This is a genomic window from Xaviernesmea oryzae (assembly GCF_900109605.1).
Lineage (GTDB): Bacteria > Pseudomonadota > Alphaproteobacteria > Rhizobiales > Rhizobiaceae > Xaviernesmea > Xaviernesmea oryzae.
This window is the reverse complement of sequence record NZ_FOAM01000027.1, coordinates 34,130-44,492: the sequence shown is the minus strand read 5'-3', so window position 1 is coordinate 44,492 and position 10,363 is coordinate 34,130. Positions and strand designations below refer to the sequence as shown.

General features: G+C 61.4%; 20 protein-coding genes. All 20 read left to right on the top strand.

The features are described from left to right. On the top strand, positions 1-471 hold a 471-nt coding region (locus tag BMX61_RS23055; protein ID WP_268794183.1), incomplete at its 5' end, for an EF-Tu C-terminal domain-related protein. 415 nt (positions 472-886) lie between these two features. Then, positions 887-1,195 (top strand): 30S ribosomal protein S10, encoded by a 309-nt coding sequence (gene rpsJ / locus BMX61_RS23050; protein WP_003547547.1) that lies wholly within the window; start codon positions 887-889, stop codon positions 1,193-1,195. Between the two features lie 200 nt (positions 1,196-1,395). Beyond that, positions 1,396-2,091 carry a 50S ribosomal protein L3 gene (gene rplC / locus BMX61_RS23045; RefSeq protein WP_075627123.1) on the top strand — a complete coding sequence of 232 codons (696 nt, stop codon included), beginning with the start codon at positions 1,396-1,398 and terminating at the stop codon, positions 2,089-2,091. Then, entirely contained in the window at positions 2,091-2,711 is a 621-nt protein-coding gene (gene rplD / locus BMX61_RS23040; RefSeq protein ID WP_075627124.1) for a 50S ribosomal protein L4, read from the top strand. The genes rplC and rplD overlap by 1 nt, the downstream gene beginning before the upstream one ends. Beyond that, a complete protein-coding gene (locus tag BMX61_RS23035; RefSeq protein ID WP_075627125.1) occupies positions 2,708-3,001 on the top strand; it encodes a 50S ribosomal protein L23 in 294 nt (97 codons plus the stop codon). The genes rplD and BMX61_RS23035 overlap by 4 nt, the downstream gene beginning before the upstream one ends. Before the next feature lie 68 nt (positions 3,002-3,069). After that, on the top strand, positions 3,070-3,906 hold the full coding sequence (gene rplB, locus BMX61_RS23030; protein ID WP_075627126.1) for a 50S ribosomal protein L2: 837 nt from the start codon (positions 3,070-3,072) through the stop codon (positions 3,904-3,906). Positions 3,907-3,921: 15 nt separating this feature from the next. Next, positions 3,922-4,200 carry a 30S ribosomal protein S19 gene (rpsS, locus tag BMX61_RS23025; protein ID WP_075627127.1) on the top strand — a complete coding sequence of 93 codons (279 nt, stop codon included), beginning with the start codon at positions 3,922-3,924 and terminating at the stop codon, positions 4,198-4,200. 2 nt (positions 4,201-4,202) lie between these two features. Beyond that, positions 4,203-4,592, top strand: coding sequence for a 50S ribosomal protein L22 (rplV, locus tag BMX61_RS23020; protein ID WP_075627128.1), 390 nt, complete (start codon positions 4,203-4,205; stop codon positions 4,590-4,592). After that, entirely contained in the window at positions 4,592-5,323 is a 732-nt protein-coding gene (gene rpsC, locus BMX61_RS23015) for a 30S ribosomal protein S3 (protein ID WP_075627129.1), read from the top strand. The genes rplV and rpsC overlap by 1 nt, the downstream gene beginning before the upstream one ends. A 38-nt stretch (positions 5,324-5,361) precedes the next feature. Next, a complete protein-coding gene (rplP, locus tag BMX61_RS23010) occupies positions 5,362-5,775 on the top strand; it encodes a 50S ribosomal protein L16 (RefSeq protein ID WP_075627130.1) in 414 nt (137 codons plus the stop codon). Positions 5,776-5,787: 12 nt separating this feature from the next. Further along, positions 5,788-5,988, top strand: a complete 201-nt coding sequence (gene rpmC, locus BMX61_RS23005) for a 50S ribosomal protein L29 (RefSeq protein ID WP_075627131.1) — start codon at positions 5,788-5,790, stop codon at positions 5,986-5,988. Between the two features lie 12 nt (positions 5,989-6,000). Further along, complete coding sequence (gene rpsQ, locus BMX61_RS23000; protein ID WP_075627132.1) at positions 6,001-6,237, top strand: 30S ribosomal protein S17; 237 nt, start codon at positions 6,001-6,003, stop codon at positions 6,235-6,237. 351 nt (positions 6,238-6,588) lie between these two features. Continuing rightward, the gene (gene rplN / locus BMX61_RS22995) at positions 6,589-6,957 is read left to right on the top strand and encodes a 50S ribosomal protein L14 (RefSeq protein ID WP_029620133.1); all 369 of its coding nucleotides are present in this window, start codon (positions 6,589-6,591) and stop codon (positions 6,955-6,957) included. 14 nt (positions 6,958-6,971) lie between these two features. Beyond that, positions 6,972-7,283, top strand: coding sequence for a 50S ribosomal protein L24 (gene rplX / locus BMX61_RS22990; RefSeq protein WP_075627133.1), 312 nt, complete (start codon positions 6,972-6,974; stop codon positions 7,281-7,283). After that, positions 7,276-7,836: a 50S ribosomal protein L5 gene (rplE, locus tag BMX61_RS22985; RefSeq protein WP_075627134.1), complete on the top strand. Its 561-nt coding sequence runs from the start codon at positions 7,276-7,278 to the stop codon at positions 7,834-7,836. Before rplX ends, rplE begins: the two co-directional genes overlap by 8 nt. Before the next feature lie 32 nt (positions 7,837-7,868). After that, on the top strand, positions 7,869-8,174 hold the full coding sequence (rpsN, locus tag BMX61_RS22980) for a 30S ribosomal protein S14 (RefSeq protein WP_075627135.1): 306 nt from the start codon (positions 7,869-7,871) through the stop codon (positions 8,172-8,174). A 12-nt stretch (positions 8,175-8,186) separates the two neighbouring features. Beyond that, positions 8,187-8,585: a 30S ribosomal protein S8 gene (gene rpsH / locus BMX61_RS22975; RefSeq protein ID WP_075627136.1), complete on the top strand. Its 399-nt coding sequence runs from the start codon at positions 8,187-8,189 to the stop codon at positions 8,583-8,585. A 45-nt stretch (positions 8,586-8,630) separates the two neighbouring features. Continuing rightward, the gene (gene rplF, locus BMX61_RS22970; protein WP_075627137.1) at positions 8,631-9,164 is read left to right on the top strand and encodes a 50S ribosomal protein L6; all 534 of its coding nucleotides are present in this window, start codon (positions 8,631-8,633) and stop codon (positions 9,162-9,164) included. A gap of 12 nt (positions 9,165-9,176) precedes the next feature. Next, positions 9,177-9,539: a 50S ribosomal protein L18 gene (rplR, locus tag BMX61_RS22965; RefSeq protein WP_075627138.1), complete on the top strand. Its 363-nt coding sequence runs from the start codon at positions 9,177-9,179 to the stop codon at positions 9,537-9,539. A gap of 242 nt (positions 9,540-9,781) precedes the next feature. Then, complete coding sequence (gene rpsE, locus BMX61_RS22960; RefSeq protein WP_075627139.1) at positions 9,782-10,354, top strand: 30S ribosomal protein S5; 573 nt, start codon at positions 9,782-9,784, stop codon at positions 10,352-10,354. Positions 10,355-10,363 lie beyond the last annotated feature (9 nt).

The window sequence follows — 10,363 nt, the reverse complement described above, 5'->3', positions numbered from 1 at the left end:
GTCGGCGAGGAAATCGAGATCGTCGGCATCCGTCCGACCACCAAGACGACCTGCACCGGCGTTGAAATGTTCCGCAAGCTGCTCGACCAGGGCCAGGCTGGCGACAACATCGGCGCGCTTCTGCGCGGCGTGAACCGTGACGGCGTGGAGCGCGGCCAGATCCTGTGCAAGCCCGGCTCCGTCAAGCCGCACAAGAAGTTCAAGGCCGAAGCCTACATCCTGACGAAGGAAGAAGGCGGTCGTCATACGCCGTTCTTCACCAACTACCGTCCGCAGTTCTACTTCCGCACGACGGACGTGACGGGCATCGTCACGCTTCCGGAAGGCACGGAAATGGTGATGCCGGGCGACAACGTCACCGTTGACGTCGAGCTGATCGTTCCGATCGCGATGGAAGAAAAGCTGCGCTTCGCGATCCGCGAAGGCGGCCGCACCGTCGGCGCCGGCATCGTCGCTTCGATCGTCGAGTAATCGACGCTCGGCGGTGATGCCGAAAGCTGCCGACGGAAACGAAGGATGTGCTAATGGCGCGCAAGCGCGATTTGCACGCGGCGCCGGCATCGTCGCTTCGATCGTCGAGTAAGCTATACGGGCAAATTGGCGCCGGTTTTGTCGAGTATTCGACAGATCCGGCGCTCAAGACTTGCCGAACGCGTCGAAATAGTGCAGATGGCGCGCAAGCGCGATTTGCATAGCGCGTCGGCATCGCGGCTTCTCGCGTTGCATGAGAAAAAGGCGGTCTGACGCCACCGTTTGATTGGCCAGGGGCATGGCAACATGCCCCTGCGATTTTTGAAAACAGAAGCGGCTCGACCGTAAAACAACAGCTGACCTGCCGGCCGTTCTTTACGGGACCGGCGCAGGACCACGAGCAAGGACAAGTCGAATGAACGGCCAGAACATCCGTATCCGCCTGAAGGCGTTTGATCACCGGATTCTCGATGCCTCCACCCGGGAAATCGTCTCCACGGCCAAGCGTACGGGCGCCAGCGTCCGTGGCCCGGTTCCGCTCCCGACCCGGATCGAGAAGTTTACGGTCAACCGCTCGCCCCATATCGACAAGAAGAGCCGTGAACAGTTCGAAATGCGCACGCATAAGCGCCTTCTCGACATCGTCGATCCGACCCCCCAGACGGTCGACGCCCTGATGAAGCTCGATCTCGCCGCCGGTGTCGACGTCGAAATCAAGCTCTAAGGCCCCGCCGGAAACGGCGCACAGAAAAAGGCCCCGCCGGTAACGGCGGAAATAACAAGGAAGGTACGTGGACCCCAGGTCCAACGGCTTCCCGAAACGGGTGACCAAAGGGGCGGGACTTTTCCGCCGCGGATGGAAGCCTTGAACAAGAGGCTGAAGGGGTCCTTGCCCCGACAGGGACTCTCAAGAGGAACGAACCGATGCGTTCAGGTGTGATTGCACAGAAAGTGGGAATGACCCGGGTCTATAATGACGCCGGCGAACATATCCCCGTTACGGTCCTGAAGATGGAAAACTGCCAGGTGGTGGCCCATCGGACCGAAGAAAAGAACGGCTACGTCGCCGTCCAGCTCGGCGCTGGCCAGAAGAAGGTCAAGAACACGACCAAGGCGCTGCGTGGCCATTTCGCCACCGCTTCCGTCGAGCCGAAGGCCAAGCTCGTCGAGTTCCGCGTGAGCTCCGAGAATCTGATCGACGTCGGTTCCGAGCTGACGGCAAGCCACTTCGTCGCCGGCCAGCTGGTTGATGTAACGGGCACCTCGGTCGGTAAGGGCTTCGCCGGCGCCATGAAGCGTCATAATTTCGGCGGTCTTCGCGCCACCCACGGCGTTTCGCTGTCCCACCGTTCGCACGGCTCCACGGGTAACAACCAGGATCCGGGCAAGGTGTGGAAGGGCAAGCGCATGGCCGGCCATATGGGCCAGACCCGCGTCACCACCCAGAACCTCGAAGTCGTCTCCACCGACGAAGACCGTGGCCTCATCCTCGTCAAGGGTGCGGTTCCCGGTTCGAAGGGCTCGTGGATCACCGTTCGTGACGCCATCAAGGCCGGCATTCCGGAAAGCGCTCCGCGCCCGGCCGGCATCCGTTCCGCTAAAGTTGAGGGAGCCGAATAATGGATCTCACCGTCACCACCCTGGAAGGGAAGGACGCGGGGAAAGTATCCCTGTCGGACGCCATTTTCGGCCTCGAGCCGCGCGAAGACATCATTGCCCGCGTCGTTCGCTGGCAGCTTGCCAAGCGCCAGCAGGGCACGCACCAGACCAAGACTCGTGGCGAAGTGTCGCGCACCGGTTCGAAGATGTACAAGCAGAAGGGCACTGGTCGCGCCCGTCACCATTCGGCTCGCGCTCCGCAGTTTCGCGGCGGCGGCAAGGCCCATGGTCCGGTTGCCCGCAGCCATGCGCATGACCTTCCCAAGAAGCTCCGCGCCCTTGGCCTGCGTCACGCCCTGTCGTCCAAGCTGAAGTCCGAAGACGTCATCATCGTTGACAGCCTGGTCGCGGCCGATGCCAAGACCAAGTCGCTCATCGGCGCTTTCGCCGGTCTCGGCCTCACCAACGCGCTGATCATCGGCGGCGCCGAGCTCGACAACAATTTCAAGCTCGCTGCACAGAACATCCCGAATGTGGACGTCCTGCCGGTCCAGGGCATCAACGTGTATGACATTCTGCGCCGCGGCAAGCTCGTCTTGTCGAAGGACGCGGTCGAAGCTCTGGAGGAGCGGTTCAAATGACGGATCTTCGCCACTACGATGTGATCCTTTCTCCCTCGATCACCGAAAAGTCGACGATGGTTTCCGAACATAACCAGGTCGTCTTCAACGTCGCCAAGGACGCCTCCAAGCCGGAAATCAAGGCCGCCATCGAGGCGCTCTTCGGTGTGAAGGTCACGGCGGTCAACACGCTGCTGCGCAAGGGCAAGACCAAGCGCTTCCGCGGTTTCGTCGGCCGGCAGCGGGACCAGAAGAAGGCGATCGTCACGCTTGCTGACGGTCAGACCATCGACGTCTCCACCGGACTCTGAGGTCAAACCCGCCGGGGTCCCTCTAAAAAGAGGGATCCGCGGGCGAGATCGCAAAAGGGAACAAGAAAATGGCATTGAAAAGTTTCAATCCGACGACACCGAGCCAGCGCCAGCTCGTCATCGTCGACCGGTCGCAGCTCTTTAAGGGCAAGCCGGTCAAGTCGCTGACGCAGGGCCTGAGCTCCAAGGGCGGTCGCAACAATCTGGGCCGCATCACCGTGCGCTTCCAGGGCGGCGGTCACAAGCGCACCTACCGCCTGGTCGACTTCAAGCGTCGCAAGTTCGACATGGAAGCCACTGTCGAACGCCTGGAATATGACCCGAACCGCACCGCTTTCATCGCGCTGATTCGCTATGAAGACGGCACGCCGTCCTACATCCTGGCGCCGCAGCGCCTGGCTGTCGGCGACAAGGTCATCGCCTCCGACAAGGCCGTCGACGTCAAGCCCGGCAACACCATGCCGTTGCAGTCGATGCCGGTCGGTTCGATCGTCCACAACGTCGAGATGAAGCCGGGCAAGGGCGGGCAGATCGCTCGTTCGGCTGGCACCTATGTCCAGCTCGTCGGTCGCGACCAGGGCATGGCGATCCTGCGCCTCAACTCTGGCGAACAGCGTCTGGTGCATGGCTCCTGCCTCGCCACCGTCGGCGCCGTATCGAACCCGGATCATGGCAACATCAACGACGGCAAAGCCGGTCGTTCGCGCTGGCGCGGCAAGCGTCCGCACGTTCGCGGCGTCGTGATGAACCCGGTCGACCACCCGCATGGCGGCGGTGAAGGCCGCACCTCCGGTGGCCGTCATCCGGTCACCCCGTGGGGCAAGCCCACCAAGGGCAAGCGCACGCGTTCGAACAAGTCGACCGACAAGTTCATCATGCGCTCGCGCCATCAGCGTAAGAAGTAAGAGAGGAAGTCTCCAATGGCTCGTTCAGTTTGGAAAGGTCCGTTCGTCGATGGCTATCTTCTCAAGAAGGCTGAGAAGGTGCGCGAGGGCGGTCGTAATGAAGTCATCAAGATCTGGAGCCGCCGCTCCACGATCCTGCCCCAGTTCGTCGGACTGACCTTCGGCGTCTACAACGGCAGCAAGCACGTTCCCGTCAGCGTCAATGAGGACATGGTCGGTCACAAGTTCGGCGAGTTCTCGCCGACCCGGACCTACTACGGCCACGGCGCGGACAAGAAGGCGAAGAGGAAGTAATCATGGCCAAGGCAAAAGCCGAACGCCGGCTGGCGGACAACGAGGCGCAGGCCGTTGCGCGCACGATCCGCGTCAGCCCCCAGAAGCTCAACCTCGTTGCTGCGATGATCCGCGGCAAGAAGGTCGACCGCGCTCTGGCCGAACTCGAATTTTCGCGCAAGCGGATCGCCGAGACGGTCAAGAAGACGCTGGAATCCGCCATCGCGAATGCCGAGAACAACCATGACCTCGACGTCGACTCGCTCGTCGTCGCCGAGGCCTATGTCGGCAAGTCGATCGTCATGAAGCGTTTCCACGCTCGTGGCCGTGGCCGCGCCTCGCGCATCGAGAAGCCATTCTCGCACCTGACGATCGTCGTGCGCGAAGTCGAAGCCAAAGGGGAGGCCGCATAATGGGCCAGAAGATTAATCCGGTTGGTTTCCGCCTCGGCATCAACCGCACCTGGGACAGCCGTTGGTTCGCCGACAACGCCGAATACGGCCAGCTGCTCCATGAAGACCTGAAGATCCGCAAGTACCTGATGACCGAGCTGAAGCAGGCCGGCATCTCCAAGGTCGTGATCGAGCGTCCGCACAAGAAGTGCCGCGTGACCATTCACTCGGCGCGTCCGGGTCTGATCATCGGCAAGAAGGGTGCTGACATCGAGAAGCTGCGCAAGACGCTGTCGCAGATGACGTCGTCCGAGACGCATCTCAACATCGTCGAAGTGCGCAAGCCGGAAATCGACTCGACGCTCGTCGCCCAGTCGATCGCCCAGCAGCTGGAACGCCGCGTGGCCTTCCGCCGCGCCATGAAGCGCTCCGTTCAGTCGGCCATGCGTCTGGGTGCCGAAGGCATCAAGATCACCTGCGCCGGCCGTCTCGGTGGTGCTGAAATCGCCCGCACCGAATGGTATCGTGAAGGCCGCGTGCCGCTGCACACGCTGCGCGCCGACATCGACTACGGCGTTGCCGAAGCCGAAACCGCCTTCGGGATCTGCGGCATCAAGGTCTGGATCTTCAAGGGCGAGATCCTGGAGCATGATCCGATGGCGTCCGAACGTCGCGCCAGCGAGACCGACAACCAGGGCGGTGGCAACCGTGATCGCGACCGCGATCGTGATCGCCGTCGCGACAACGCGTAACAGGCGCGTTTGGCAGCCAATATCGGAGAAGTAAAAAAATGTTGCAGCCAAAGCGTACTAAGTATCGCAAGCAGTTCAAGGGCCGCATCAAGGGTGTCGCCAAGGGCGGGTTCGACCTCGCCTTTGGTGAATACGGCCTGAAATCCCTGGAACCGAACCGTGTGAACGCGCGTGAAATCGAAGCGGCCCGCCGCGCGATTACCCGCCACATGAAGCGTGCCGGCCGCGTCTGGATCCGTGTGTTCCCCGACGTGCCGGTCACGGCAAAGCCCACCGAAGTCCGTATGGGTAAGGGTAAGGGCTCCGTTGAGTACTGGGCCTGCAAGGTCAAGCCCGGCCGCATGATGTTCGAGATCGACGGCGTCAGCGAAGAACTCGCCCGTGAGGCGCTTCGCCTTGGTGCTGCAAAGCTCTCTGTCAAGACGCGCTTCGTTCAGCGCATTGCAGAGTAAGGAGTGAAGCCCATGAAAGCCGCAGATGTTCGCGCGCTCAGCGCCGACCAACTCAACGACGAGCTTGCCAAGCTGAAGAAGGAGCAGTTCAATCTGCGCTTCCAGAAGGCAACCGGCCAGCTCGAAAAGTCCTCGCGCATCACCGAAGTCCGTAAGGACATTGCGCGCATCAAAACCATTGCCCGCCAGAAGGCGGCAGAAGCCAAGGCCTAAAGGACGAGACATATGCCGAAACGCATTCTGCAGGGCACGGTCGTTTCCGACAAGAACGACAAGACCGTTGTCGTACGCATCGAGCGCCGCTTTGCGCACCCGATTCTCCAGAAGACCGTGCGCCGGTCGAAGAAGTACAAGGCGCATGACGAGAACAACCAGTACAAGGTTGGCGATATCGTTTCCATCGAGGAATGCGCGCCGATCTCCAAGGACAAGCGCTGGACTGTAGTCTCCGCGCATGCCTGATTGCCGGGCGCCCCGCGCGCCGTCCAGGAGGGCGGATCGGGGCGCTTTGCCTGGCTGGGGAGGGCAGGTGCAGCCGGACGCAGCGCCGCTGCCGTTATCGCCCACCACCGGCTTTTTTGGCGCCGCCACTTGAATGCGGCGCGAAAATCTGTATGAAGCTGCTTCAAAGAACGCCCGGTGCTCTGGGCGTTCTTTTGCTTTTGAGCGCACGGAAGGTCCTGTTTTCAGGAAACCACCCTGGCAAAGATCGTCCCCGCGCGAGCAAGACCATTCGACAAGCTGGAACAGGGGGCCTTTCCGTGAGGACGGGATGGCCCAACCGGTCCGGTCACAACAAGAAGGCGACCTGACATGATTCAGATGCAAACAAACCTCGACGTGGCGGATAATTCCGGCGCGCGTCGTGTCATGTGCATCAAGGTGCTGGGCGGCTCCAAGCGCAAATATGCTTCCGTGGGCGACGTGATCGTCGTTTCGATCAAGGAGGCTATTCCGCGCGGCCGCGTCAAGAAGGGCGACGTGATGAAGGCGGTTGTCGTTCGCACCGCCAAGGACATCCGCCGCGCCGACGGCAGCGTCATCCGTTTTGACAACAATGCCGCCGTTCTCATCGACAACAAGAAAGAGCCGATCGGCACGCGTATCTTCGGACCGGTTCCGCGCGAACTCCGCGCCAAGAACCATATGAAGATCATCTCGCTGGCTCCGGAAGTGCTGTAAGGAAGACGACGGCGATGCAAAAGATTCGTAAGGGCGACAAGGTCGTCATCCTGGCCGGCAAGGACAAGGGCCGTACCGGGGAAGTCATTCAGGTCAAGCCGAAGGAAGACCGTGCGGTCGTTCGCGGCATCAACATGGTCAAGCGCCACCAGCGTCAGAGCCAGACCCAGGAAGCCGGCATCATCTCCAAGGAAGCGCCGATCCACCTGTCCAACCTCGCGGTTGCCGATCCCAAGGATGGCAAGCCGACTCGCGTCGGTTTCCGCATCGAAGGCGACAAGAAGGTGCGGTTCGCCAAGCGTTCGGGAGAAGTGATCAATGGCTGAAGCAGCAAAGTATGAGCCCCGGCTCAAGACCGAATATGTGACCCGCATCCGCAAGGTTCTGCAGGAACAGTTCAACTACGCCAACGAAATGCAGATCCCGAAGCTTGAAAAGATCGTGATCAACATGGGCGTGGGCGAAGCCACGGGTGACTCGAAGAAGCCCTCCGTCGCGGCGGCAGACCTGGCTGCGATTGCCGGCCAGAAGCCGGTCATCACCCGCGCGCGTAACTCGATCGCCGGCTTCAAGCTGCGCGAAGGCATGCCGATCGGCGCGAAGGTCACCCTGCGCGGCGCCCGCATGTATGAATTTCTGGACCGCCTGATCAACATCGCGCTTCCGCGCGTTCGCGACTTTCGCGGCCTGAACCCGAAGTCTTTCGATGGCCGTGGCAACTTCGCCATGGGCCTCAAGGAACACATCGTCTTCCCCGAGATCAACTATGACAAGGTCGATCAGATGTGGGGCATGGACATTATCGTTTGCACGACGGCAACGGTCGACGACGAAGCCCGGGCTCTTTTGAAAGAGTTCAACTTCCCGTTCCGCACGTAAGCCGTAACGACAAGCAGAAGGATTGAATTTCAATGGCGAAAACGAGCGCAATTGAAAAGAACAAGCGCCGTCGCAAGACGGTTGCGAACCAGGCCTCCAAGCGCGCTGAGCTGAAGGCCATCGTCATGAACCAGTCGCTCCCGATCGAAGAGCGCTTCAAGGCGACGCTGAAGCTGGCAAGCCTCCCGCGCGATGGGTCGAAGACCCGCGTGCGCAACCGTTGCGAAGTAACGGGCCGTCCGCGCGCCTTTTACCGCAAGCTCAAGATGTCGCGTATCGCGCTTCGCGAACTCGGCAACTTCGGCAAGGTGCCCGGCATCGTGAAGTCGAGCTGGTAAGGAGACGGGAAAATGACCATGACTGATCCCTTGGGCGATATGCTCACCCGTATCCGCAACGGTGCCGCGCGCCGCAAGTCGAGCGTATCCACGCCGGCTTCCAAGCTGCGCGCACGCGTTCTCGACGTTCTCCAGTCCGAAGGCTACATCCGGGGCTACTCGGAAGTCGCTTTCGACAATGGCAAGAGCGAACTCAGCATCGAGCTGAAATATTACGAAGGCCAGTCCGTGATCCGCGAGATCGGCCGCGTTTCCAAGCCGGGCCGCCGGGTCTATGTCTCGGTCAAGTCCATTCCGCAGGTCGCGAACGGCCTTGGCATCACCATCCTTTCGACCCCGAAGGGTGTGATGGCCGACCATCAGGCACGCGAACAGAACGTTGGTGGCGAGGTTCTCTGCTCGGTCTTCTAAGATCGCGCAGGGCATCTCCCGTCGAACAGACAGGATTGAAAAACAATGTCTCGTATCGGTAAAAAGCCCGTTCCGGTTCCTGCTGGCGTGACTGCCTCCGTAGACGGCCAGACCGTCACGGCCAAGGGCCCGAAGGGCGAACTGACCTTTGTCGCCAATGACGAAGTCGCGGTCGCATTTGAGAACAACGCGGTTACGGTCGCACCGGTCTCCCAGACCAAGGATGCTCGTTCGAAGTGGGGCATGTCCCGCACGATGATCGAGAACATCTTCAAGGGTGTGAAGGACGGCTACGAGCGCAAGCTCGAAATCAACGGCGTCGGTTACCGCGCGTCCATGCAGGGCAAGAACCTGCAGCTGGCGCTCGGCTTCAGCCACGACGTGGTCTATCAGACGCCTGAAGGCATCTCCATCGCTGTTCCGAAGCCGACCGAAATCATCGTGTCCGGCATCAACAAGCAGCAGGTGGGCCAGGTCGCCGCTGAAATCCGCGAATATCGTGGCCCCGAGCCCTATAAGGGCAAGGGCGTCAAGTACGCGGAAGAGCGGATCGTCCGCAAAGAAGGCAAGAAGAAGTAAGGATCACGCGAAATGGCTAACAGGAAAGACACCACTGTGCGTCGCGCCAACCGCGTGCGTCGCCATCTCAAGGCGGTTGCCAACGGGCGCCCGCGCCTGTCGGTGCATCGCTCGTCGAAGAACATCTACGTTCAGGTTATCGATGACGTTGCCGGCAAGACGCTGGCCGCTGCCTCGACGTTGGACACCGGCCTTCGCGGCGATCTCAAGACCGGGGCCGATGTCGCTGCCGCGTCTGCCGTCGGTAAGCTGATCGCCGAGCGCGCCAAGGCTGCCGGCGTCACCGAGGTCGTCTTCGACCGCGGCGCCTTCCTCTATCACGGCCGCGTCAAGGCGTTGGCCGAAGCAGCCCGCGAAGGCGGCCTGACCTTCTAATGAGGCTTTTCCGCCCGGGTTCCTCGTTGATCCGGGCGGACGCATGCCCGGCGCCAGCCGGTTTCTCGCACCGTCAGCCTGTCGCTGGCAAAGCCGTTCGAGGCTTTCGCTTGGTGAAGGCATAAAAGGCGGGCGAGGGGCCAAAGCGGCCGGCTTCGCCGTTTCAAGGGCCAACAGCGTCCACGAAACGGCATCCCGTCAATCTGCCGATTGCACCCGGAAAAGAAAAAAGGAAAAGGACAATGGCACAGGAAAGAAGAGGTTCTCGCGAAGACCGCCAGAACCGCGAGGAGCGCGACAGCGAATTCGTCGACAAGCTCGTTGCCATCAATCGCGTCGCCAAGGTGGTGAAGGGCGGCCGTCGTTTCGGCTTTGCTGCTCTCGTCGTCGTCGGCGACCAGAAGGGCCGGGTCGGTTTCGGCCATGGCAAGGCACGTGAAGTGCCGGAAGCAATCCGCAAGGCAACCGAAGCTGCCAAGCGCGAGCTGATTTTCGTTCCGCTGCGTGGCGGCCGCACCCTGCATCACGACGTTCACGGCCGCCACGGCGCCGGCAAGGTCCTGCTGCGTTCGGCCAAGGCCGGTACGGGCATCATCGCAGGCGGCCCGATGCGCGCCGTCTTCGAAACGCTCGGCATGCATGACGTCGTCGCCAAGTCCACCGGTTCGTCGAACCCCTACAACATGATCCGCGCCACCTTCGACGCTCTGAAGAACCAGATGCATCCGAAGGACATCGCGGCTCAGCGCGGCATCAAGTACGCCACGCTTCAGGGTCGCCGCGAAGCCGCTGGCATGGTCTCTGCGGAAGAATAAGGGAGCATC

Excerpts from the sequence above, each read along its gene's own strand:
- rpsJ (WP_003547547.1), top strand. The coding sequence starts at position 887 with ATGAACGGCCAGAACATCCGTATCCGCCTGAAGGCGTTTGATCACCGG.
- rplC (WP_075627123.1), top strand. The coding sequence starts at position 1,396 with ATGCGTTCAGGTGTGATTGCACAGAAAGTGGGAATGACCCGGGTCTAT.
- rplD (WP_075627124.1), top strand. The coding sequence starts at position 2,091 with ATGGATCTCACCGTCACCACCCTGGAAGGGAAGGACGCGGGGAAAGTA.
- BMX61_RS23035 (WP_075627125.1), top strand. The coding sequence starts at position 2,708 with ATGACGGATCTTCGCCACTACGATGTGATCCTTTCTCCCTCGATCACC.
- rplB (WP_075627126.1), top strand. The coding sequence starts at position 3,070 with ATGGCATTGAAAAGTTTCAATCCGACGACACCGAGCCAGCGCCAGCTC.
- rpsS (WP_075627127.1), top strand. The coding sequence starts at position 3,922 with ATGGCTCGTTCAGTTTGGAAAGGTCCGTTCGTCGATGGCTATCTTCTC.
- rplV (WP_075627128.1), top strand. The coding sequence starts at position 4,203 with ATGGCCAAGGCAAAAGCCGAACGCCGGCTGGCGGACAACGAGGCGCAG.
- rpsC (WP_075627129.1), top strand. The coding sequence starts at position 4,592 with ATGGGCCAGAAGATTAATCCGGTTGGTTTCCGCCTCGGCATCAACCGC.
- rplP (WP_075627130.1), top strand. The coding sequence starts at position 5,362 with ATGTTGCAGCCAAAGCGTACTAAGTATCGCAAGCAGTTCAAGGGCCGC.
- rpmC (WP_075627131.1), top strand. The coding sequence starts at position 5,788 with ATGAAAGCCGCAGATGTTCGCGCGCTCAGCGCCGACCAACTCAACGAC.
- rpsQ (WP_075627132.1), top strand. The coding sequence starts at position 6,001 with ATGCCGAAACGCATTCTGCAGGGCACGGTCGTTTCCGACAAGAACGAC.
- rplN (WP_029620133.1), top strand. The coding sequence starts at position 6,589 with ATGATTCAGATGCAAACAAACCTCGACGTGGCGGATAATTCCGGCGCG.
- rplX (WP_075627133.1), top strand. The coding sequence starts at position 6,972 with ATGCAAAAGATTCGTAAGGGCGACAAGGTCGTCATCCTGGCCGGCAAG.
- rplE (WP_075627134.1), top strand. The coding sequence starts at position 7,276 with ATGGCTGAAGCAGCAAAGTATGAGCCCCGGCTCAAGACCGAATATGTG.
- rpsN (WP_075627135.1), top strand. The coding sequence starts at position 7,869 with ATGGCGAAAACGAGCGCAATTGAAAAGAACAAGCGCCGTCGCAAGACG.
- rpsH (WP_075627136.1), top strand. The coding sequence starts at position 8,187 with ATGACCATGACTGATCCCTTGGGCGATATGCTCACCCGTATCCGCAAC.
- rplF (WP_075627137.1), top strand. The coding sequence starts at position 8,631 with ATGTCTCGTATCGGTAAAAAGCCCGTTCCGGTTCCTGCTGGCGTGACT.
- rplR (WP_075627138.1), top strand. The coding sequence starts at position 9,177 with ATGGCTAACAGGAAAGACACCACTGTGCGTCGCGCCAACCGCGTGCGT.
- rpsE (WP_075627139.1), top strand. The coding sequence starts at position 9,782 with ATGGCACAGGAAAGAAGAGGTTCTCGCGAAGACCGCCAGAACCGCGAG.